Genomic DNA, 23,617 nt, shown 5'->3' with positions numbered 1-23,617 from the left:
AATAGCTCATTTTTAGTTATTCAATAAAGTCTTCCCGTCTTTCGGCCAGCTGCCAGAGCGGGAAAGGCGGCTCGGCCAGAGGCTTGGCAGCGATAGACACGAGAAGCGCAGGATTATCGTCCGCCGCAATTCGGTTAGAGCTTAGCGCGCCGCAGGTGCGGCAGCGGTGTATGAGCGCCCATTCTCCGTTTTTGCGCACCCAGACACCGATTGGCTCCATAATGCCTCCGCACAGGGAGGCGCGGTCGCCGGGCCGGTTATCTACATGAAGGCTGCTTAGACAATGGGGACAATGGTTGCGGTGGCTGCTCCCTGCATAATCGGGGATTACCAGTGTGCCGCATACCTTACAGGTAAAGCTTTCGGTACAAGGTTCGTGTCGGTAGTCTGTCTTGCTGCGCTGTTTCAAAATTTTAGAAATATTTTTTTCTTTCTTTTGTTTTTTGCGCAGATAAGCAGCCTTGTCATCGGTATATTCCGACTCCGTGTGAAGACGGAGGTAAGATTCCCAGCGTTCCGGCGCGAGCTCCCCGTTCTGGATGGCCTTTTTAATGGCGCACCCCGGTTCGGTTTGATGCCGGCAGTCGCTGAACTTGCAATGCCCAAGGTATTTTTCCACATCGCCGAAGCTCTGGCTCAGCCCTTCCTCGGCGTCCCATATGCCAAGCTCGCGCATACCGGGGGTATCGATGACCATAGCGCCGTTGTGCAGCATGAGCAGCTGACGGTGGGTGGTTGTATGCCTGCCACGGCCGTCCTTTTCCCGGATATTTCCGGTGTTCATGATTTCTTCCCCGGCAAGGGCGTTGATTAAGCTGGATTTGCCTACGCCCGACGAGCCGAGAAATACAATGGTATTGCCGGGTCTGAGGAAGCGCTCCAGAGAAGTCAGGCCGTCCCCAGTGCGTGCGCTCACTGCCAGCACATCTACACCGGGCGCCAGTGACTTTGCAGTGTGCAGATAAGAGTCCGGGTCTGTACATTGATCCGCTTTCGTAAGCACAACTACAGGAATCGCGCCGGACTGCCAGCCTAGAGTCAGATAGCGCTCCAGCCTGCGGGGGTTAAAATCCCGGTCCAGTGACTGAAGAATAAAGACGTAATCAAAATTCGCTGCCACGGCCTGTTCCTTGTGGCCCGATGAAGAGGGATCCAGACGCGCAAAATAAGTGCGGCGTGGCAGTGTACTTAGGATACGGCTTTCACCGCTCCCATTCCAGTCGATCATGCAAAAATCCCCGGTGGCAGGGAAAGGCTCCCCGCCGGAATAGTAGGATGCTTTCTTTAAACAGGCAAATCCGGCGCCGTTTTCGCAGACGATTTCAAAACGGCCCCGATAGACAGCGGTAATACGTGCCGGAATACCGGAAGCGTTTTCAGGTATCATTGTTTCGTGTAATCCATAGGATGCTATATTCATTTTTTGTTTCCTCCAAATAGTTCAAATCATTCATTTTCAAGTCAATCTCCTTTCAAATCGAGCTTTCTGCAAATTATCGATACAATATTGTCTTCTCGAGCATTCGAGGCCACGGTTTCATGGACGCAAAAATCCCGCGGAAACAGAACCTTTGACAGTCTGTCTCTGCGGGATTTTGGGCACAAAAAAAGACACGCCGGACGTGTCTGCGATGTGTATAATATCACGGGGCAGTATTCACGAAAGGTGCTGAAGACACAGCAAAATAAAACGGATAAAATGTACTTCATCCACTGCTGTGTATACAATATTCGATTTTAGCAGAAAGCCACCATCACAATCTTCGTTTTCGTCATAAAATAACTCCTTAACTATCCGCTTTGCGGAATATTTCTGTAGACATCATATAACACCTTTTCGAAAAAAGCAAGGGGGAAATTTCACCAACTGAAATTTCCCCCATATATATATATTATGCAAAACGTTTTGACTTTTCCGAGGATACTGACGGTACATGGAGCTTATGGATTTGGGATGCCAGTTCCATGACGAAGTCCGCGGTTTTGTCTTCTCTGTCGTGCACCATATTGAATTCTACGATATCGTAGGATATTACCGGCAGTGCAGGGATAAGGGCGTCAAAAATATGATGCACCTCTTCGGGTGTAAAACCATGAGGAACCGGTACCGATACCCCGGGCATCCACTTGGGATTCATGGAGTCGATATCAAAGCTTATATGGACAGCCGTCAGATGGGAAAGGTATGCAATGCTTTCCTTCAAACAGGCTGTAAGGCCCTGCCGGCATATGTCATCGTACGTATAATAGCGTATGCCGAGCGTATCCAGTGTCACTTGTTCCGGTGGGTCGATGTCACGTAGTCCCAGCATGACAACATTGCGCGGCTTCAGCTTGGGCTGTTCCGTCAGGAACTGTGTCAGTCGTTTTTCCCCTTTGCCGAGCAGTGCGGCCACCGGCATGCCGTGGATGTTGCCTGTCGCCGTTGTGGAGTCTGTGTTGATATCCGGATGTGCGTCTATCCAGATAAGTCCGGTCTCTTCGCCATACATCTCCTGCGTATAGACGGAAGAGGCGGAGACGGAGCCCATGGCAGCGCTGTGATCCCCTGCGATGAACAGAGGAGTCTCTTGATTCTGCAGTACCTGATATGCATATGCCGCAATAGATTGGCAGGTTGACGCTACACTGTTTAAATTTTTTAGATTCGGAAGATTCTCTTCCTTTTCTTGTATCTCCGGAATTACATGAATCTGAAGCTGGTCAAAACGATTGTTTAAATAGTCCAGACTTTTTATCAGCCCCGTGTCACCTACCCCAAGGTGCATAGGACAGCCGTATGTGTGTATCATAAAAAACCTCCTGACAAAAATATGACTCAATGTACCAAGTATAACAAATTCGTTTCCTTATAGCAAGAATATAAAAAGAAAGAGGATGTTCCATGAGACTTCTGAATCTGATTGCCTGTCTTGAGTATGCCCTGATACAGACAGAACTACCGCTGCAAATGATGGAAATAAAAGGAATCGCTTATGATTCTAGAAATGTAAATAAGGGAGAAATTTTTGTATGCCTCAAGGGATACGAGAGCGACGGGCACACACATATACGTGAGGCGGCACAAAACGGCGCGGCCGCAGTGCTGGTAGAAACTCTGACCGCAGAAGGAAAGTTATTGGATTTTCCCAGAGGGCTGACGGTACTCCTCGTCAAGGATACAAGAGAGGCGCTGGCGTATCTCTCGGCTGCTTGGTTCCGGTGGCCGGCGAGAAAGCTGAACGTCATCGGTGTCACAGGAACAAAGGGAAAGACGACGGTGGCATGGATGATAAAAGCAATGCTGGAGGCGGCAGGGGAGCCTTGCGGCTATATAGGGACTTTAGGGGCGGTTGTGGGGGAAACTTCGTATTCCCAAAAGAATACTACGCCGGAGTCCTTTACCATTCACGAGTATTTTGCTAAAATGGTAGAAGCAGGCTGTAAATATGCAGTGGTTGAGGTATCCTCTCAGGGGATGAAATATAAGCGTGCCGAGGGGATAGCCTTTACGGCAGGGATTTTTACCAATTTTGGGGAAGACCATATCGGGCCAGGGGAGCATGAAAGTCTGGAAGAATACAGATATTGCAAGTCACTGTTGTTCAGGCAGTGCCGAATCGGTATTGGAAATGTAGATGATGAAGCCTACGGGCAAATGTTCGAGCACGCGGACTGTGTGCGGTATGGGTTCGGAATCAACAGGCCTTGTGCACAGGAAGAAAGAGTTCTCCGTGCAGAGCATATCAGGTTCCTTATGAAGGCCGGAAGACCGGCCACCGAGTTCGAAGCCGGCGGGAAACTGTATACACTGGCCATGCCGGGAGCGTTCAATGTTTATAATGCACTGGCGGCGCTGCAGACGGTATTCTGCCTTGCGGAGGAGTACGGAATCGGCGGGGAAGGGCTGGAAGAAAGGCTTGCTGGAGTTCTGGATGACGTTTCGGTCAGAGGAAGAATGGAACGCGTAGACAATGAAAAAAACATCGCATGCTATGTAGATTACGCTCACAATGCCATGAGTCTTGCACACGTCCTCAAAACATTGAGGATGTACCGCCCGCAGAGGATCATCACCGTGTTCGGGTGCGGGGGGAACCGCTCCAAAGGCCGTAGGTTACAGATGGGCAGAGTGTCCGGAGAATGTTCGGATGTGACGATAATCACATCGGATAACCCCAGATTTGAGGAGCCGCTTCAGATTATGAAAGACATCGAGGAAGGGATTCTCGGCACCGGCGGAGCGTACCACATGATAGAAGACCGGAGGGAGGCCGTCAGGCTGGCCGTACATATGGCCCGTCAGGGGGATATTGTACTTATAGCCGGAAAAGGGCATGAAGATTATCAGGAAATACGGGGAGCACGTTATCCGATGGATGACCGCCTGCTCGTGGAGAGCGCGCTGCAGGACTGACAGAGGAAAGTAAGGGAGATTAGATGTACGCAGACATTATAATAGATATCACACATGAAAAACTAGATAAAATCTTTCAGTACCGGATTCCCCCGGAACTTGAGGGAGAGCTTGAGGCCGGGATGGAAGTGATCGTACCTTTCGGGCGGGGGAATCGGGAGACCAGCGGGTATATAGTTGGTTTCTCAGAGACCTGCAGTTACGATGAGGACAAGCTCAAGGAAATCCTGCGGCCTGCCAGCGGCAGAGAGGCTATTGAGTCACGGCTGGTCAGTCTGGCGGCATGGATGAAGGAGCAGTACGGGGGGACGATGATTCAAGCCTTGAAGACGGTGCTTCCAATAAAGAGGACGGAGAAGGCAAAGGAGCACCGTATCTTGCAGCGCCTAATGGGGGAAGAAGAGGGAAAGAAAAAGCTGGAGGAATATCTTCGTAAGAACCAGAAGGCCAGAGCAAGGCTCATGGCGGCGCTTCTCGACAGTGTGGAGATAGAGTATGAACTTGTCAGGGAGAAGCTGGGCATTACCTTGCAGGTGGTGCGTGCCCTTGAAGAACAGAACGTACTGGCCGTCAAGTCGGAGCAGATATACAGAAATCCGATAAAAAGGGTGGATGACAGCAGGAAAGGATTGGCATATAACGAAGAGCAGGAGTATGCAATCCGGGCGTTCCGGCAAGACTATGAACAGGATATTTACAGGACGTACCTGCTGTATGGAATTACAGGCAGCGGCAAGACAGAAGTATATATGGAAATGATACAGGAGGCCGTGAGCCGGGGAAGGCAGGCGGTGGTCCTGATTCCGGAGATTGCGCTGACATATCAGACGGTCATGCGGTTCTACCGCAGATTTGGCGACCGGGTATCAATCATGAATTCCCGCCTCTCTCAGGGAGAGCGGTACGACCAGATGATGCGGGCGAAACGAGGGGAGCTGGATGTCATGATAGGCCCCCGCTCTGCGCTGTTCACACCTTTTCCGAATTTGGGACTGATTGTGATAGATGAAGAGCATGAAGGGACTTATAAGAGCGAACAGGTTCCCCGGTATCATGCGAGGGAGACTGCGGTGAGGAGAGCGGAGCTTGAGAAAGCAAGTGTGGTGCTGGGGTCGGCAACCCCGTCTCTGGAGGCTTTCTACCGGTGTAAGAATGGGGAGTACCGGCTCTTGACATTGAAAAACCGCGCCACGGAGCATGTTTTGCCGGAGGTGCATACCGTCGATATGCGGGAAGAACTGAAAAACGGGAACCGCTCCATATTGAGTGACTGCCTGAAATCTTTGATAGAGGACAGGCTTTCGAAAAAGCAGCAGGTCATGCTGTTCATCAACCGGAGGGGGTATGCGGGATTCCTTTCTTGCAGGTCCTGTGGATATGTAGTAAAATGTCCTCATTGTGATGTCTCTTTGTCGGCACACAAAAATGGCAGGCTTGTCTGCCACTACTGCGGTTATGAAACCGCTCAGGTGAAAATATGCCCGTCCTGCGGCTCCCCTCATATCGGGGGCTTCCGGGCAGGGACCCAGCAGATAGAGGAACTTGTGAAAAGGGAATTTCCGCAGTCTAGGGTTCTGCGGATGGACATGGATACCACCCGTGAGAAGGATGGCCATGAAAAGATACTCTCTGCCTTTGCGGGGGGAGAGGCGGATATTCTCGTGGGGACCCAGATGATTGTAAAAGGACATGATTTCCCGAATGTAACGCTGGTCGGCGTTCTGGCGGCGGATATGTCCCTCTATGCGGAGGATTATCGGGCGGCGGAGCGCACCTTCCAACTGCTTACACAGGCGGCGGGGCGTGCCGGAAGAGGGACCCAAAAAGGGGAAGTGGTGATACAGACTTACAGCCCCGAGCATTACAGTATCGTGTCTGCGTCGAGACAAGATTATGCGTCCTTCTATGAGGAAGAGATGCATTTTCGGGAGTTGATGGGCTATCCCCCCGCAGAGCATCTTTTGGCAGTCTTGATTGCCTGTGAGGAAGAGACGCTGCTGGAAAAGGGCGCACATTACTTGAAGGAATATGCCCAAATGGTCGGGAGGAGCAGAGCGGTCCAGATTATCGGGCCAGCCAGCCCGTCAGTCGGGAAAGTGAAGGATGTGTACCGCAGAGTGATCTATCTGAAACAGGCGGATGCACATATTTTGATTGATATGAAGAATAAAATGGAGCAGTATATTGAAGTGAACAGTGGTTTTGCGAAGATGAGGATTCAGTTTGATTTTGATCCGATGAAAGTATTTTAGGAGGAAGAAGAAAATGGCAACCAGAGTGATAAGAGAAATGGGCGACGAAGTTTTGACGAAGGTCTGTAAAGAGGTCACAAAAGTAACACCGAGGACAAGGGTATTGATTGACGATATGCTGGATACGATGTACGAGGCTATGGGTGTGGGGCTTGCGGCGCCGCAGGTAGGGGTGTTGAAGCGTATTGTTGTCATCGACGTTGGGGAAGGCCCCATCGTCATGATCAATCCCGTGATCTTGGAGACTTCAGGAGAGCAGACCGGAGATGAGGGATGCCTGAGTGTTCCGGGAAAATCAGGAATAGTGACACGCCCAAACTATGTAAAAGCGAAAGCATACAACGAGGATATGGAAGAGTATATTATTGAAGGAGAGGAGCTTTTGGCGCGGGCAATCTGCCATGAGCTGGATCATCTGGACGGACACTTATATGTAGAGAAAGTGGAAGGAGAACTCCACGATGTGGGGTATGAGGACGAGGAGGACGAGGACTAGATGAAGGTTATATTTATGGGAACTCCAGAATTCTCAGTGGGAACTTTGGAGGCTCTGATTGAAGCCGGCCACGAGATAGTGCTGGCTGTCACACAGCCGGACAAACCGAAAGGAAGAGGGAAGGAGATGCAGTTTCCACCGGTAAAGGAGTGTGCCCTTTCCCACGGCATCCCGGTATTTCAGCCCAAGAAAATCCGCGAACCGGAATGCATCGAAGAGTTGAAAAAGTATGATGCGGACGTTTGCGTCGTCATTGCGTTCGGACAGATTCTGCCAAAAGAGATTCTGCAGATGACACCCTTTGGATGTATCAATGTCCATGCCTCCCTTCTGCCGAAGTACCGTGGGGCCGCGCCGATTCAATGGGCGGTCATTAATGGGGAAGAAGTTTCCGGAGTGACGACCATGCAGATGGACGAGGGGCTTGATACCGGAGACATGCTGGAGAAGACGGAAATTGTGTTAGACGCCAAGGAAACCGGAGGGAGCCTGCACGATAAGCTCGCTGCGGCGGGGGCGTGCCTGTGTGTGTCCACTCTGGAAAAACTGGCGAATCATGAGCTGACACCGGAAAAGCAGGGAGAAAGTACAACCGAGTACGCCCGCATGCTGGATAAGAAGCTGGGCCGCATCGACTGGAATCGGCCGGCATGTGAGATCGAACGGCTGATACGGGGACTGAATCCGTGGCCGAGCGCGTACACGGACTGGGAAGGCAAGACCATGAAAATATGGGAGGCCGATGTGGTTCATGAAGATTCTGACAAGAAACCGGGAACGGTCGTGGAAGTGACAAAGAATGGATTTGCCGTGCAGACCGGAAAAGGTCTTCTGCAGGTAAAATCGCTGCAGATACCCGGAAAAAAGAGGATGGAGGCAGACGCATTCCTGAGAGGGTATCCATTGAGCGCCGGAATGTTATTGGGATAGAGAAGTTGAGGGCGGAGCATACTGTGTAAGAATGAAGGAGGATTTAGCTTATGTATTATCCAATGTATTTTGACCCCACATATTTTTTAGTTCTCATCGGTGTGGTCGTCTGTATGCTCGCTTCGGCAAGGGTGAATTCTACTTATGCCAAGTATGACAGAGTGAGAAATCACGCAGGGATTACAGGCGCGGCCGCGGCTGAGCAGATATTGCGGCAGGCAGGAATCTATGATGTGAGGATCGAACGGGTATCGGGGAAGCTCTCCGACCATTACGACCCGTCAAAAAAGGTGGTGAGGCTGTCGGACTCCACCTATGGCTCCACATCTGTGGCGGCGCTGGGAGTTGCGGCCCATGAATGCGGCCATGTTATTCAGCATGCCAACAACTATGCGCCCTTGACGATACGTGGCGCACTGGTTCCCGTGGCGAATTTCGGTTCCGGCATGGCTTGGCCTTTAATCATAATCGGCCTGTTTATTCAGGGAAATATGTCCTCATTTTTGATTAATATGGGGATTGCCTTGTTTTCGGCTGCAGTGCTGTTTCAGATAGTGACTTTGCCGGTAGAGTTCAACGCTTCTTCGAGGGCGCTTAAGATTCTGGGCAATTCCGGCCTGCTCTATGACGAGGAGGTACGGCAGGCGCGAAAGGTTCTGACGGCTGCGGCGCTGACTTATGTGGCTAGTGCGGCGTCTGCGATTCTGCAGCTCTTGCGGCTTATTATCCTGACAGGGGGAAGAAGAGGAAACGATGAATAAAGAGATAAACGAAAGAGAATTGGTGCTGGGCATTCTGCTGGAAGTCACGAAAGAGGGGCAGAAGAGCCATATCGTGATACGCAGCGTGCTGGAAAAATACCAGTATCTGGATAAACGGGAGAGGGCCTTTATCACAAGAGTTTCGGAGGGCACCATTGAGCGGATGCTGGAGCTTGATTATATTATCGACCAGTTTTCCAAGGTGAAGACCAATAAAATGAAACCGGTGATATTGAACATTCTCAGAAGCGCGGTGTACCAGTTGAAATATATGGATAACGTGCCCGCCTCGGCAGCCTGCAATGAGGCGGTAAAGCTGGCGGTGAAAAAGGGATTCGGCTCCCTGCGGGGATTTGTGAACGGGGTGCTGCGGAACATTTCCAGAAATCTGGACGGGATTCCCTATCCTTCCAAGGAGGAGCCGCTGCGTTATCTGTCGGTCGTCTACTCCATGCCGGACTGGATTGTAAGGCAATGGCTGTCGGACTATGGATATGAGACGACGGAGGCAATTCTGAAAAGTATGTATGAGGAACATCCTACAACGGTTCGCGTCAACTCCGGGCAGACGGACAGGGAAGCCTTGAAGGAGAAGCTTAAGCGGGAAGGCGTTGAAGTGAAGGAACATCCCCTTTCGGAGGAGGCGCTTTTGATTTCCGGCTATGACTATCTGGGCAGCTTGGAAAGTTTCCGGGATGGAGATTACCAGATTCAGGACGTCTCATCTATTGAAGTGGCAAAGTGCGCGGGCATCAAGCCGGGAGATTATGTGATCGATGTCTGTGCCGCCCCGGGCGGGAAGGCCTTGCATGCCGCCCAGCTGCTGGCGGGGACGGGACATGTGGAGGCCAGAGACTTGACGGAGCAGAAGGTGGAGCTTATACGTGACAATATAGCAAGAATGGGATTTGCAAATATTGAAGCGGTTCAGATGGATGCCACCTGTTTCGACACGGACTCTGTGGAGCGGGCGGATGTCCTGCTTGCGGATCTGCCCTGTTCCGGGCTTGGCGTGCTGGCCAAGAAAACAGATTTAAAATACAACATTACGGAAAGGCAGCAGGAAGAGCTTGTAGAGCTGCAGCGGCAGATTCTGGGCGTGGTGAAAAGCTATGTAAAGCCGGGAGGGACGCTTGTCTACAGCACTTGTACAGTCAACAAAAAGGAAAATGAAGAGAATGCGGCTTGGTTCGCGGAGGCATCTCCGGATTTTGCGCTGGAGTTTGAGAAGCAGACGCTTCCTTCGCGAGAAAGTGACGGATTCTACCTTGCAAAATTTAAAAGAATCCGGTAGGGAAAGAGAATGATGACAGAGAAGAAGGATATTTGTTCGTATACATTTGAAGAATTACAGGAAGAGATGAAGGCGCTGGGGGAAAAGGCTTTCCGGGCCAAGCAGATATACGAATGGCTTCACGTAAAACTTGTGGACACGTTCGATGAGATGACCAATCTTTCCAAGGCCTTAAGAGAACGGCTGGAGGAGAATTACGAAATCCGTAAGGTGGAGATGGCCGACCGTCAGATTTCCGTGCAGGACGGAACGAATAAGTTTTTATTCTGCCTGCAGGACGGAAATATGGTGGAGAGCGTCCTTATGCGCTACAAGCATGGCAATTCGGTATGCATTTCTTCTCAGGTGGGCTGCCGGATGGGCTGCCGGTTCTGTGCCTCTACGCTGGACGGGCTGGAGCGCAATCTTACGACGTCCGAGATGCTTCGGCAGATATACCAGATTCAGAAAATCAGTGGAGAGCGGGTGCACAATATTGTGGTGATGGGAACGGGAGAACCCCTTGATAACTACGACAATTTTGTGAAATTTGTACATATGATAAGCGATGCCCACGGGCTTCACATCAGCCAGCGGAATTTGACTGCGTCGACCTGCGGAATTGTTCCCGCAATCTACAGACTGGCTGAAGAGGGACTGGCTATTACACTGGCGCTGTCCCTGCACGGCTCCAATCAGGAAAAACGCCGCTCCCTTATGCCGGTGGCCAACAAGTATGAGCTTTCCGAGGTGCTTGCGGCCTGCGACGCCTACTTCGACAAGACGGGCAGGAGAATTACCTTTGAATATAGTCTGGTACACGGCGTCAACGATACGAAAGAGGATGCCGCAGAGTTAGCCGGCATATTGAAGCCACGTAACTGCCACTTGAATTTAATTCCGGTCAATCCGATCAAGGAGCGTAATTACGAGAAACCTGACAAAAAAAGTGCGGAGAATTTCAAAAATAAACTTGAAAAAAATGGGATAAATGTTACTATAAGAAGAGAAATGGGCTCAGATATCGACGGGGCCTGTGGACAGCTAAGACGCAAACATATGCAAGGAGTATAAAGTATGAAGACATTTTCCATGACAGATGTGGGAAGAAAACGAGAAATTAACCAAGATTATGTATTCGCCACAGATGAGCCTCTGGGGGCGCTTCCGAACCTCTTGGTCGTGGCCGATGGAATGGGCGGACATAAAGCTGGGGATTTCGCTTCAAAATATACGGTAGAAGTTCTGGAGGAAGAGCTGAAACATACATTAAAAGAGAATCCGGAAGAGATTCTCCGGGATGCCGTGCGCACTGCCAATCACAAGCTGATCGAGGCGGCGGGCAAGGATATTAAGCTGGAAGGTATGGGGACTACCCTTGTGGCGGCGACGGTCATTGACCATAGCTTATACTTTGTCAATGTAGGGGACAGCCGGCTGTATTTGATCAATCAGGAAATCCGGCAGCTTTCCAGAGACCACTCACTTGTGGAAGAGATGCTGCGTCTGGGCGGAATCAATGAAGAAGAAGCAAAGCATCATCCGGATAAGAATATTATCACGCGGGCGATCGGTGGAAAGGAAAATGTAGAAGCCGATTTCTTTGAGCATCATCTGAAAAAGGGGGACATCATTTTGATGTGTACAGATGGGCTCTGCAATATGGTAGATGATGAAGAAATATTTGCGATTATTAAGGGTGCAAGAGATATTGTTGAGGCTGGCCAGTCTCTGATCGACAGAGCGAACGCCAATGGGGGGAAGGATAACATTGGTGTGGTTTTGGCACAGCCATATTCAGATGAGGTGAGTATATGGTAAAAGATGGGATTTATTTAGGCGAGAGATACGAGGTGCTGAGCAAACTTGGCGCCGGCGGTATGGCAGATGTATATAAGGGGAAGGACCACATGCTGAACCGGTATGTGGCTATTAAGGTTTTAAAAAAGGAATACCGTGAAGATGAAGATTTTGTAAAGAAGTTCCGCTCTGAGGCGCAGGCGGCAGCCGGCCTCATGAACCCGAATATCGTCAATGTATATGACGTTGGGGAGGACCGCGGACTTTATTATATGGTTATGGAGTTGGTAGAAGGAATTACGCTGAAGGAGTATATCCAGAAAAAGGGTAGATTGTCTACCAAGGAGGTAATCAGCATTTCGATACAGATGTGCACCGGAATCGAGGCGGCACACAGACATCATATTATCCACAGAGACATCAAACCACAGAATATCATTATTTCTAAAGAAGGAAAAGTAAAGGTGACGGACTTCGGAATCGCGAGGGCCGTTAATTCTAATACTATCAGTTCCAACGCCATGGGTTCTGTCCATTACGTTTCACCGGAGCAGGCCAGAGGCGGCTTCTGTGATATGAAGAGTGACATTTATTCTGCCGGTATTACCATCTATGAGATGGTGACAGGGAAGGTGCCGTTTGACGGCGATTCTACGGTTGCAGTGGCGATGAAGCATCTGCAGGAAATCATTACGCCGCCGTCGGAATTTGCACCGGATATGTCGCCGGCACTGGAGAAGATTATTCTGAAATGTACGCAGAAAAGCCCGGACAGACGTTACCAAGATGTCAGTCTGCTGATTCAGGACTTAAAGAGGGCGCTGGTCGATCCGGACGGAGATTTTGTAGACACGGTTCCGATTAGAAGTATCGGGGATACCGTGATGATATCTTCGGAGGAGATGAGCCGCATCAAGCGTGGCTATGGTGATGAATATGACGACGATGGCTACGATGACGATGAGTATGATGACGAAGATTACGATGACGAGTATGATGATGAATATGACGACGACGAATATGATGACGAAGACTATGACGACTATGACGGCAGGGAGAACCGCAAAAAGAGCAAGAGCGATGAGATGAATCCCCGCATGAACAAGATGATGAAGATTCTTACCATTGTGGTAGCGGTCATTATTGTATTTGTACTGATATTTATCATTGGCAAGGCGGCTGGCGTGTTCAAGTTCCCAAGCGCCACAACGCAGGAGACCACGACCGGTAAAGTTGAGGTTCCGAAGCTGGTAGGGGAGACTGAGGTGGTTGCTAAGCAGATGTGCGAGAAGAAGAATCTGGTCATGAAGGTCATTAAGAAGGAAACTTCTGACAAATATGACGCCGGATATGTCATTGAGCAGAAGACGGAACCCGGTAAAAAGGTGAAGAAGAAGACTGTAATCGAAGTAGTGGTAAGCTCCGGCGCGGAGGAAGTACAGATTACGGACGTTGCCAATATGAGCGAGAGTGAAGCGAAGAAAGCGCTGCTCGATCAGGGATTCGAGGACGGAAATATCAGTGTACAGTTCGAGAACAGCAGTGATGTGGCCGAGGGAGACGCGATAAGAACGAACCCAGCGGCAGGAGAGACCGTGACGGTAGATACGAAGATTACACTGTATATCAGCAAGGGTGCGGAAAAGAAGACAGTGCCTAATATCGTGGGCATGAAAGTCAGCGACGCACAAAGCGCATTGGCGGATGCAGGACTCGCCGACGGAGGCATCAGTTCTTCCGATTACAGTGATACGGTGCCGGAAGGCCAAGTAATGTCACAGAGTGTCAAAAAGGGTAAAAAGGTTGATGAAGGAACAAGCGTAAGCTATACTGTGAGCAAGGGAAAGAAGCCGGCTGATACGGTGACTGTACCACAGATAACAGGAAGAACATTGAGCGAAGCCAGAAGCATGCTCTCCAACGTAGGGCTCAGTTATACAGAATCTTATGTTGACAGCGACGCTGACTATGGAATTGTTGTAAACTGTGACCCGGGCGTGGGCAAGAAGCTGGAGGTCGGCAGTACGGTGACTCTCTATATAAGCAATGCCTCACAAGCCGGAGGCGGGCAGGAACCGGGAGACAATTCCGGAACGGATACACAGTAACATCTGAAAAGGATAGGCAGAATGCAGGGAAGAATAATAAAAGGAATTGCAGGATTCTACTACGTGATAAGCGTAGTAGAATTCACTGTTTATGAATGTAAAGCCAAAGGGATTTTCCGAAAAGATAAGGTAAAGCCTCTGGTGGGGGATATGGTAGAATTCGATGTGCTGGACGCACAGGAGATGAAGGGGAATATCACGGATATCCTGCCGCGCAAGAATCAGCTTATCCGGCCGGCAGTGGCCAATATCGATCAGGCGCTTGTCGTGTTCGCGGTGGCAAAGCCGAAGCCCCATTTTAATCTGCTGGACCGTTTTCTTGTGATGATGGAGCGCTGTGATGTACCGGTGGTAATCTGTTTTAACAAGCAGGACATCGCCGGGATGACGGAGATAGAAGCGCTTCAGGAGGTCTATGCAGGCTGTGGGTACAAGCTCATCTTTACCAGCGCCCTTCTGGGGGAGAACATTCAGAAGATTAAAGCAGTGCTTCGTGGGAAGACCACCGTTGTTGCGGGGCCGTCCGGTGTGGGCAAGTCCTCACTCATTAACTGCCTGCAGGAAGCGGTCAGCATGGAGACCGGAAGCATCAGTGATAAGATAGAAAGAGGCAGACATACTACCAGACATTCTGAGTTGATATTGGTGGAGGACAATTCCTATATTATGGATACACCCGGATTTTCCTCTCTCTATACCAATGACTTTGACAAGGAAGATTTGAAATATTATTTTCCCGAATTCAGGATATACGAGGGCCAGTGCAGGTTCAACGGCTGCAGCCACGTGAAGGAACCGGGATGTGCAGTGAAGGAAGCGCTGGAACTTGGGAAGATACATCCGGTAAGATATGAGAATTATCTGGAGATGTACCGGGAGTTAGAGGAGAAGGAAAAGAGGAGGTACTGAGATGAAGTATATATTATCACCATCTATATTAGCCGCAGATTTTACGGAGCTGGGAAGACAGATTCAGGCGACAGAGACTGGAGGTGCGGAATATCTTCATTTTGATGTGATGGATGGTGTGTTCGTGCCCAGCATTTCATTTGGGATGCCGGTACTCGCTTCTATAAAGAATGCCACAAAGCAGGTCATGGACGCCCATTTGATGATTACAGAGCCTATCCGTTATGTAGAAGAATTTGTGAAAGCGGGGGCCAATATTGTCACGGTGCACTATGAGGCATGCGAAGATGTGAAGGCCACAATCAGAAAGATACATGAGTGCGGAGCAAAGGCCGGAATCTCGATTTGTCCGGATACGCCGGCAGATGTGTTGAAGGATCTGCTTGAAGAGGTGGAAATGATTCTGGTAATGACCGTCCATCCCGGTTTCGGAGGGCAGAAACTGATACCGGAGACGCTTGAGAAGGTGGCGGAAATCCGGCAGATGCTGGATGACGCGGGGCTTCAGCGTGACATTCAGGTGGACGGCGGCATTTATACAAACAATGTGGAAATGGCACTGAAAGCAGGAGCTAATGTGATTGTAGCTGGGTCTGCTGTGTTCAAGGGCAGTCCTTTACAAAATACAAAGGAATTTATGGAGATTTTAAAACGTTATGAGTAAAGCCGTGATTATAAGCGGGGGTACACTTGACGAGGGGTTTGCCGAGAAGATACTGAAAGAAAACGAGGGAGCCTGCATTATCGGTGTAGACCGAGGGGTGAATTATCTGTATAGGCATCAGATTATGCCGCAGTATATTGTAGGAGATTTTGACAGTATCGACGCAGACATTATTGAATATTACCGCAATGAGACAAACGTTCCCATCCGGGAGTACAATCCTATCAAGGATGCCTCGGATACGGAGATCGCTATCAGGCTCAGTATCACATTGGGCAGCAGGGAAATCTATATACTGGGCGCTACAGGCGGCCGGATAGACCATCTCTGGGCCAATATCCAGACTTTGGCCGTAGCCTGTAAGACCGGGGTGAAAGCGTATATCTTAGATGAAAGAAATAAAGTTTGGGTGACGGACAGGCCTTGTGAGCTAAAAAAATCAGAGGCATACGGGCCATATTTGTCTATCTTTCCGCTGGACGGAGAGGTCTATGACTTTAATTTGACAGGGACCAAATGGCCGTTGAGGCATCATATATTAAAACCTTGTGACAGCCTTACCGTCAGCAACCAGTTTGAGGACGAGAAGGTGAAGATTGATTTCCCGGAGGGACTTCTTGTAATCATGCAGACAAGGGATGAATAAGATAAAGAGGAATAACAGATGAAATTAGGCATCGTTGTAACTTTGCCTTACAAGCGGCGTTTCTACTTCCACACCGGAAGAATAGGAACGCTGCTTTTCTTTGACTTTTTATTGACATTTATGCCAAAATTCTATAGAATGATAGCAAGCACTTGCATGGAGGTGAAGAATGGACGACACAAGCCAAAAAATTATTGACGCAACAATGTCTTTAGTGCGTGATAAAGGTTATGTTGCCACTACAACAAAAGACATAGCACATTTAGCCGGAGTAAACGAATGTACGTTATTCAGGAAATTCAAAAATAAAAAAGATATTGTACTAAATGGCGTTGCACAAGAAAAGTGGCGTGCTAATATTACCCCAGACATATTTCAAAATGTTGTATGGGAACTTCAACCAGATTTAGAAATGTTTATGACTAAATACATGGAACGGATTACTCCCGATTTCGTGAACTTATCTATTGGATTGAGGGCACCGCAGCTATATAATGAAACAGCCCCAATGATTATGAAAATACCACAGGCATTTATATCTTCTTTAGTTGAATATTTTGAAAGAATGGAACAAATGGGTAAAATAGCACATACTGACTTTGCAAGTTTAGCAATGACTATCTTTTCATCAACTTTTGGTTATACATTTTTAACAGCGTCTTTTGACCGGAAGCTAAGTAAAGTTGAGCAAAATGAGTTCATCAGAAATAGCGTAGCCGTATTTGTTAAAGGTATTTCTCAATGCTAAAAAATGGTACTGTATATTTCAGTACCATTTTATAATATCAATTATGCATGCAAGTACATGCATACAAGGAGGTTATTATGTTGATTACAGGAGCAGAATTATTTGTTAAAGCTCTCAAAGCAGAGCATGTAAACACATTATTTGCTTATCCGGGTGGACAGGCAATTGACCTGTTTAATGCTCTTTACGGTGAAAATGATATAGACGTTATTTTACCCCGACATGAGCAAGGCTTAGTTCACGCCGCAGACGGTTATGCACGTTCAACTGGAAAAGTTGGAGTTTGCTTAGTTACAAGTGGGCCGGGGGCTACAAATTTAGTAACTGGAATTGCAACAGCAAACTATGACAGTGTTCCTCTTGTGTGTTTTACTGGACAAGTACCTACTGGACTTATCGGTAATGACGCTTTTCAAGAAGTCGATATTGTCGGTATTACAAGAAGTATATGCAAATATGCCGTAACCGTTCGCAATCGTGATGAATTAGCAGCAACAATCAAGAAAGCCTTTTACATAGCCCGAACAGGGAAACCGGGAGTTGTTGTAGTAGATTTACCAAAAGATATTCAAAGAGAATATGGAAGTGATGAATACCCAGAAAAAATTGAAATCAGAGGATATAAACCCAAACTTTCCGTTCATGCAGGACAAATTAAGAAAGCCTTAGAAACATTAAATAATGCTAAGAAACCAGTATTTTTGATTGGTGGAGGTGTGAATATCAGCCATGCACAGTCTGAGATGTTGAAACTTGCAGAACTAACAGGTGTTCCAGTTATTACTACTATTATGGGAAAAGGAGTAATCCCTACAACACATGATTTATACATTGGTAATATCGGTATACATGGGAGTTATGCGGCAAATACTGCTATCAGTAATTGCGACGTCCTCTTTTCCATTGGAACCAGGTTTAATGACCGCATAACAGGAAAAATGGGACATTTTGCTACTCATGCAACCATTATCCATGTTGATATAGATTCTGCTTCTATTTCCAGAAATATTGAGGTCGATATTCCGATTGTTGCAGATGCAAAATTGGCAATTTCCGCATTGCTTGAAAAAGCACAGGCATTAAATACAGGTGATTGGTTAGCGCAAATTGACAGATGGAAAAAGCAATATCCTTTATCTATGAAAGCAACAGGAATGACCCCAGAAAAAATAATAAGGCAAATCAATAAAATTTTTGAAAGTGCAATTATCGCTACGGACGTAGGGCAAAATCAATTATGGGCGACACAATTTCTTGAATTAAGCGGAAAAAAACAAATGCTGACTTCTGGAGGCTTAGGCACAATGGGATACGGTTTTCCTGCTGCTATTGGTGCTAAAATTGGAAATCCCTCACAAGACGTTATCGTTATTTCAGGAGATGGCGGTATGCAAATGAATATTCAAGAGATGGCAACTGCTATTTGTTATGAGCTTCCGATAACCATTTGTATATTTAATAATGGTTATTTAGGAAATGTAAGGCAATGGCAGGAAATGTTTTTTGACAAACGATATTCAAGTACCTGTATGCGTTATAGAAAGAGCTGTATCAATAGCTGTAATTCTCCAACCGAATGTTGCCCGCCATACACACCAGATTTTATTAAATTAGCAGAAAGTTATGGAGCGAAAGGTATTCGAGTATCAGAAGAATCAGAAATTTCTGTTGCCCTTAAAACTGCAAAAGATACATTAAAAGTTCCTACTGTTATCGAATTTATCATTGAGCGTGAAGAAAATGTTATGCCTATTGTCCCGCCGGGAAATTCTTTAGAGGACATGATTTTGGAAAGCGAGGATAATTAGATGAAAAAAAGGTGGATATGTTTATTTGTAGAAAACGATATAGGTGTGCTTGCCAAAATTTCTGGATTGTTTTCCGGGAAATCTTACAATCTTAATAGTTTGACTGTAGGTGTAACGGAAGATAAAGCAATTTCCCGCATGACGATTAGTTTGACAAGTGATGATAAGACATTTGAACAGGTAAAAAAGCAGCTCAATAGAAGTGTCGAAGTAATCAAAGTAGTTGATTATACTGATATTGCTATACACATGAAAGAGTTAATGTTTGTAAAGATAAATAACTGTTCTGATAAGGATATTGATGAAATATTTAGAATTTCCCAGATATTCAATATATCTGTCATTGATTATACACCAGCGACTGTACTGATTGAGAGCGTACAGACAGAGAACCGTAACAATGACCTAATTGCTTTATTAGAAAAATGTTATGTAAATAGAATTGAAATTGTACGCGGAGGCAGCGTTGCTGTTGAAACATTAAGTATTACGGATAGATAAAAATGAAGAAAACAAATTATATCCGCAGAGAGCTTATCATATAACTTTTAATCGCCGCCATTTTGTGGGATTTTATTGAAAAAAAAGAGTCTTTGTGCTATACTTTATATTTGCGTTAGACTCTTTTTTTTTGAAAAGAAAGGAGTCCAAAATGGGAAAAAATCTAAAAGACAAAGAGTTGTAATAAAAATATCACGAAAGGCAGAAGCCCTCCATAAATCAAGGGGTTTTGAACAGGTAAAAGATAAAATGAAATTAGGTATCGTTGGTTTACCAAACGTAGGAAAAAGTACATTATTTAACTCACTTACAAAAGCGGGGGCAGAGTCTGCCAATTATCCGTTCTGTACGATTGACCCCAATGTGGGGGTGGTGACGGTGCCGGATGAGCGGCTGAATGTTCTTGGTGAGATGTATCATACAAAGAAAATCATACCGGCGGCTATTGAATTTGTAGATATTGCCGGATTGGTTAAAGGGGCGTCAAAGGGCGAGGGACTTGGGAATCAGTTTCTTGCAAACATCCGTGAGGTAGACGCGATTGTGCATGTAGTCCGCTGTTTCGAGGACAGCAATATTGTCCATGTGGACGGAAGCATCGACCCGCTGAGAGATATTGAGACGATTAATCTGGAATTAATCTTTTCTGATATTGAAATATTGGAGCGCCGGATTGCTAAGGCGGCGAGAGCGGCGAGAAATGACAAGGCCATCGCCAAAGAGGTGGCGTTGATGGAGAAAATCAAGGCCCATCTGGAAGAGGGGAAAATGGCCAAGAGTTTTGAGGATATAGCGGATGACGAGGAGGCGGAATGGCTTTGCGGGTACAATCTGCTGACCTACAAGCCTGTTATTTTTGCGGCCAATGTGCTGGAGGACGACTTGGCTGACGACGGAGCGGGCAATGAGAAGGTACAGGCGGTAAGAGACTATGCGGCCAGAGAAAAGAGTGAGGTGTTCGTTGTCTGTGCGCAGATTGAACAGGAGATTGCAGAACTTGACGACGATGAGAAGAAGATGTTTCTGGAGGATTTGGGATTGTCTGAATCCGGGTTGGAAAAATTAATAAAAGCTAGTTACCGTATTCTTGGGCTGATCAGCTACTTGACGGCGGGAGAACCTGAAGTGCGTGCCTGGACTATCAAAGAAGGGACTAAGGCGCCTCAGGCGGCAGGAAAGATACACACGGATTTTGAGCGGGGATTTATTCGCGCGGAAATTGTATCTTATACAGACTTGATGGAATGTGGAACTTACGCGGCAGCGAGAGAAAAAGGGCTTGTCCGTCTGGAGGGCAAGGAATATGTAGTACAAGACGGTGATATTATTTTGTTCCGGTTTAACGTATAAAATACAGAAAAATGGAAATTATGAGTGAACAAAAGAAAGTGAGACAAATCTATGACAGAGGCAATCAGCTTCCCGCATTTAGGGATTCATTTGAAACACGTAGGAAAGGCCATATCCATATTTGGGTTTGATATTGCTTATTATGGTATTATTATAGGCGTTGGTATTTTGATTGGAATTTTTCTTGCCGCTGCGGAGGCAAAAAGGACAAGGCAGAATCCGGAGGACTATCTTGATCTGGCTATTTTTGCGGTGATATTTTCCATAATTGGGGCGAGGATTTACTATGTAATATTTGCGTGGGATATGTACAAGGATGATTTGCTGAGTATCTTTAATATCAGGCAGGGCGGACTGGCTATCTACGGAGGAATCATCGCGGGCGCCATTACGCTTGTCATATTTGCGAAGGTAAAGAATCTTTCGTGGCCTCTTCTTTTGGATACTGCATGCATCGGACTTATCGCGGGACAGATGATTGGACGCTGGGGGAATTTTTTCAACCGGGAGGCGTTCGGAGAATATACAGACAGTCTTTTTGCCATGAGACTGCCCATCGACGCGGTGCGTATCTCGGATATTACTGACAGGATGAGAAACCATATTGAGACGGTGGACGGAGTCAGGTATATTCAAGTACATCCTACATTTTTATATGAATCTATCTGGTGCCTTCTCGTCTTGATTGTGCTGTTATTATATCGGAGCCATAAAAAGTTTGACGGAGAACTATTTTTAATCTACCTCTGTGGCTATGGGGCAGGGAGACTGTGGATTGAAGGCCTGCGCACAGACCAGCTCTTGATACCGGGACTTAAATGGCCGGTGTCTCAGGTCCTTTCCGGAATTGTGGTGGTGGCCGCTGTCCTGCTGATTATTTATAATCGCGGAGAATCCGATAGGAACCGGATGAGAAGAATGCGCGCCAAGGAAGCGAGAAGGAGAAGCGCTGACAGGAATATGTTTCATAAATAGCTGATATGCAGATGGGGGAATGAATATGATACCAATCGCGAATCGTTTTTTCAGATATGTTTCTATTGACACACAGGGAAATGCGCAGGAAAATGTCTGCCCAAGCAGTGAGAATCAGAGATTCTTAGCAGAACTTCTCATGGATGAGTTGCAGGAATTCGGAGTCGAAGAGGTGATGATCGATGAAAAAAGTTTTCTGTATGCGAGGATACCTTCCAATGTGGAAAGAGAGGTTCCGTCACTCGCCTTCATTGCCCATCTTGATACGAGTCCTGAAGTCCCCGGAGGGAATGTAAAGCCCCGCATTGTAGAAAAGTATGACGGGGGCAGTATCCTGCTGAATAAAAGGCTTGGTGTTATCCTGAGCCCGGAAGAATTTCCTGCCATGTTGGAGCATAAAGGCGAAGACTTGATCGTGACGGACGGGACGACGGTTTTGGGAGCGGACGGTAAGGCTGGAATCACTGAGATTATGGAGGCAATCAAACATCTGAGCGAGCATCCCGAGATTGAACACGGGGAGATTTACATTGTATTTACACCGGATGAAGAATTGGGATACAGTACGGATTTTATCTCAATGGAACGTGTGCCTGCCAGATTTGGGTTTACCGTGGAGGGCGGAAGCGTAGGAGAAATCAATTATGAGAACTTTAATGCCGCCACCGCTACGGTCAGGGTAAACGGCAGCAATATTCATCCCGGGGCGGCCCGCAATAAGATGAAGAATGCGGTTCTCCTAGCCCAGAAATTTATCAGCTGCATTCCGGAAAATGAAACCCCGGAGAGCACGGAAAACTATGAAGGCTATTATCATATCAGTGATATCCGCGGCGGCATTGAAAAGTGTATCATGACATACAATATCAGGGATTTTAATCCGGAAAATTATTCATTTAGAAAGGAGCGCATCAAAAAGACGGCGGAATTTTTAAATGAATATTATGGAAAAGGGACATTTGAAGTTCAGGTGGAAGATTACTATCTGAATATGAAACAGAAGGTAGACGCTTATCCGGAATTGATGGAAAATGCGGAGAAAGCAATACGCCTTGCGGGTATTGAGCCAAAATGCATCCCGGTGCGTGGCGGTACGGACGGGGTGACGATATCCTTCATGGGAATGCCCTGCCCCAATATTTTTTCCGGAGAACAGAACGGGCAGAGTGTGTATGAATTTATCTCGGTACAGACGATGGAGAAGGCTACACAGGTGATTGTGAATTTAATCCGGATTTTTGCTGAGGCTTCATAAAGTATAAAAAAGCAAGTGCATGCCACTTGCTTTTTATTTGTTCAAATATATATCCGTATATCGGTTCAACTCCTGCAGGCAGTCGTCCTTTACTGTGTCAAGCTCCGAATCCTCGTCGATCAGCCAATGAAAAAGATACCCCCATACAAAAATAAGAATCCGCTTGGATAACATCTCAGGTGTAATATCCTTTAACAAATGTCTGCTGTCAGCGGCCCGGACAATCTGATCAAGCGTCCGGTAAAAGAAGGTCTCTTCGGAAAACAGAGGTTCTTTTTCGAAAGACAGATTGATACGGTAGATTTCCCGGATCAGGTCTTTGTCAAAAGAGCTTCCCAGCAAGTCGAACAGACACCCCATGAGGCGTGACAATTCGTCTGCGGCGGAGGCAGAAGCATCAAGAGCATAGTGCTCCGCAAGGTCATTATCCAGCCGCTTGTAAATGTCCAGAAGTATATCATCCTTGGAAAGAAAATAAATATAAAAAGTCCCCACGGAAATCTCGGCATTTTGACAGATTTCCCGGATAGTTATCTTGTTATAGCCTTTCTTTTTGATAAGGACAAGCGTGGTGTCGAAAATTTTTTTCTTCGTTAAAACAGCCTGTTCTTTTCTGGAAATATAAGGTTTGTCCTTCAATGCCGGCTCCCCTCCCTGTGTATACTGTATCTGATACAGCTATCTTAACATAAAAGGAAAACAAGTGTAAAGTAAATCAAAAAGTATAAGGAAAAGTAAAGGCATT

The 23,617-nt window shown here is 47.1% G+C and carries 21 protein-coding genes; 18 read left to right on the top strand and 3 right to left on the bottom strand.

Translation table 11 applies throughout. The features are described from left to right. Positions 1 to 16 precede the first annotated feature (16 nt). Both rsgA (BN6465_RS21730) and BN6465_RS14555 read right to left on the bottom strand, forming a co-directional pair. On the bottom strand, positions 17 to 1,420 hold the full coding sequence (rsgA, locus tag BN6465_RS21730) for a ribosome small subunit-dependent GTPase A (RefSeq protein WP_066736552.1): 1,404 nt from the start codon (positions 1,418 to 1,420) through the stop codon (positions 17 to 19). A gap of 472 nt (positions 1,421 to 1,892) precedes the next feature. Beyond that, the gene (locus BN6465_RS14555) at positions 1,893 to 2,792 is read right to left on the bottom strand and encodes an arginase (protein ID WP_066736550.1); all 900 of its coding nucleotides are present in this window, start codon (positions 2,790 to 2,792) and stop codon (positions 1,893 to 1,895) included. Between the two features lie 92 nt (positions 2,793 to 2,884). Here BN6465_RS14555 and BN6465_RS14550 point away from each other — a divergent pair, with 92 nt between their 5' ends. From BN6465_RS14550 to pepT, 18 genes are all read left to right on the top strand, one after another. Next, positions 2,885 to 4,396 (top strand): UDP-N-acetylmuramoyl-L-alanyl-D-glutamate--2,6-diaminopimelate ligase, encoded by a 1,512-nt coding sequence (locus BN6465_RS14550; protein WP_066736549.1) that lies wholly within the window; start codon positions 2,885 to 2,887, stop codon positions 4,394 to 4,396. Between the two features lie 23 nt (positions 4,397 to 4,419). After that, positions 4,420 to 6,648 (top strand): replication restart helicase PriA, encoded by a 2,229-nt coding sequence (priA, locus tag BN6465_RS14545; protein ID WP_066736547.1) that lies wholly within the window; start codon positions 4,420 to 4,422, stop codon positions 6,646 to 6,648. A 13-nt stretch (positions 6,649 to 6,661) separates the two neighbouring features. Beyond that, the gene (def, locus tag BN6465_RS14540; RefSeq protein WP_066736545.1) at positions 6,662 to 7,144 is read left to right on the top strand and encodes a peptide deformylase; all 483 of its coding nucleotides are present in this window, start codon (positions 6,662 to 6,664) and stop codon (positions 7,142 to 7,144) included. Then, a complete protein-coding gene (fmt, locus tag BN6465_RS14535; RefSeq protein ID WP_066736544.1) occupies positions 7,145 to 8,074 on the top strand; it encodes a methionyl-tRNA formyltransferase in 930 nt (309 codons plus the stop codon). A 50-nt stretch (positions 8,075 to 8,124) separates the two neighbouring features. Further along, positions 8,125 to 8,835 (top strand): zinc metallopeptidase, encoded by a 711-nt coding sequence (locus BN6465_RS14530; protein WP_066736543.1) that lies wholly within the window; start codon positions 8,125 to 8,127, stop codon positions 8,833 to 8,835. After that, positions 8,828 to 10,129 carry a 16S rRNA (cytosine(967)-C(5))-methyltransferase RsmB gene (gene rsmB / locus BN6465_RS14525; protein WP_066736540.1) on the top strand — a complete coding sequence of 434 codons (1,302 nt, stop codon included), beginning with the start codon at positions 8,828 to 8,830 and terminating at the stop codon, positions 10,127 to 10,129. The genes BN6465_RS14530 and rsmB overlap by 8 nt, the downstream gene beginning before the upstream one ends. Before the next feature lie 9 nt (positions 10,130 to 10,138). Then, complete coding sequence (gene rlmN / locus BN6465_RS14520) at positions 10,139 to 11,182, top strand: 23S rRNA (adenine(2503)-C(2))-methyltransferase RlmN (protein WP_066736538.1); 1,044 nt, start codon at positions 10,139 to 10,141, stop codon at positions 11,180 to 11,182. A gap of 3 nt (positions 11,183 to 11,185) precedes the next feature. Next, positions 11,186 to 11,929 carry a Stp1/IreP family PP2C-type Ser/Thr phosphatase gene (locus BN6465_RS14515; RefSeq protein ID WP_066736536.1) on the top strand — a complete coding sequence of 248 codons (744 nt, stop codon included), beginning with the start codon at positions 11,186 to 11,188 and terminating at the stop codon, positions 11,927 to 11,929. Then, positions 11,923 to 14,016 carry a Stk1 family PASTA domain-containing Ser/Thr kinase gene (gene pknB, locus BN6465_RS14510; RefSeq protein ID WP_066736535.1) on the top strand — a complete coding sequence of 698 codons (2,094 nt, stop codon included), beginning with the start codon at positions 11,923 to 11,925 and terminating at the stop codon, positions 14,014 to 14,016. Before BN6465_RS14515 ends, pknB begins: the two co-directional genes overlap by 7 nt. Before the next feature lie 21 nt (positions 14,017 to 14,037). After that, positions 14,038 to 14,925, top strand: a complete 888-nt coding sequence (gene rsgA, locus BN6465_RS14505) for a ribosome small subunit-dependent GTPase A (protein WP_066736534.1) — start codon at positions 14,038 to 14,040, stop codon at positions 14,923 to 14,925. A gap of 1 nt (position 14,926) precedes the next feature. Further along, a complete protein-coding gene (gene rpe / locus BN6465_RS14500) occupies positions 14,927 to 15,589 on the top strand; it encodes a ribulose-phosphate 3-epimerase (RefSeq protein WP_066736533.1) in 663 nt (220 codons plus the stop codon). Further along, entirely contained in the window at positions 15,582 to 16,235 is a 654-nt protein-coding gene (locus tag BN6465_RS14495) for a thiamine diphosphokinase (RefSeq protein WP_066736532.1), read from the top strand. Before rpe ends, BN6465_RS14495 begins: the two co-directional genes overlap by 8 nt. A 169-nt stretch (positions 16,236 to 16,404) precedes the next feature. Beyond that, positions 16,405 to 16,983, top strand: a complete 579-nt coding sequence (locus tag BN6465_RS14490; protein WP_066736526.1) for a TetR/AcrR family transcriptional regulator — start codon at positions 16,405 to 16,407, stop codon at positions 16,981 to 16,983. A gap of 77 nt (positions 16,984 to 17,060) precedes the next feature. After that, the gene (gene ilvB / locus BN6465_RS14485; protein ID WP_066736524.1) at positions 17,061 to 18,791 is read left to right on the top strand and encodes a biosynthetic-type acetolactate synthase large subunit; all 1,731 of its coding nucleotides are present in this window, start codon (positions 17,061 to 17,063) and stop codon (positions 18,789 to 18,791) included. Continuing rightward, positions 18,792 to 19,292 (top strand): acetolactate synthase small subunit, encoded by a 501-nt coding sequence (ilvN, locus tag BN6465_RS14480; RefSeq protein ID WP_066736522.1) that lies wholly within the window; start codon positions 18,792 to 18,794, stop codon positions 19,290 to 19,292. A 249-nt stretch (positions 19,293 to 19,541) separates the two neighbouring features. Then, positions 19,542 to 20,642, top strand: a complete 1,101-nt coding sequence (gene ychF, locus BN6465_RS14475) for a redox-regulated ATPase YchF (protein WP_066736521.1) — start codon at positions 19,542 to 19,544, stop codon at positions 20,640 to 20,642. A 51-nt stretch (positions 20,643 to 20,693) separates the two neighbouring features. Further along, on the top strand, positions 20,694 to 21,617 hold the full coding sequence (gene lgt / locus BN6465_RS14470) for a prolipoprotein diacylglyceryl transferase (protein ID WP_066736520.1): 924 nt from the start codon (positions 20,694 to 20,696) through the stop codon (positions 21,615 to 21,617). Between the two features lie 25 nt (positions 21,618 to 21,642). Continuing rightward, positions 21,643 to 22,872: a peptidase T gene (gene pepT, locus BN6465_RS14465; protein WP_066736518.1), complete on the top strand. Its 1,230-nt coding sequence runs from the start codon at positions 21,643 to 21,645 to the stop codon at positions 22,870 to 22,872. A gap of 33 nt (positions 22,873 to 22,905) precedes the next feature. Here the strand turns inward: pepT and BN6465_RS14460 are convergent, their stop codons facing one another. Continuing rightward, a complete protein-coding gene (locus tag BN6465_RS14460; RefSeq protein WP_066736516.1) occupies positions 22,906 to 23,511 on the bottom strand; it encodes a TetR/AcrR family transcriptional regulator in 606 nt (201 codons plus the stop codon). Between the last annotated feature and the right edge of the window lie 106 nt (positions 23,512 to 23,617).

The sequence above is a fragment of the Bariatricus massiliensis genome (assembly GCF_900086725.1).
Taxonomy (GTDB): domain Bacteria; phylum Bacillota; class Clostridia; order Lachnospirales; family Lachnospiraceae; genus Allocoprococcus; species Allocoprococcus massiliensis.
The sequence above is the reverse complement of the archived record's forward strand: the minus strand, read 5'-3'. Positions and strand labels throughout refer to the sequence as shown.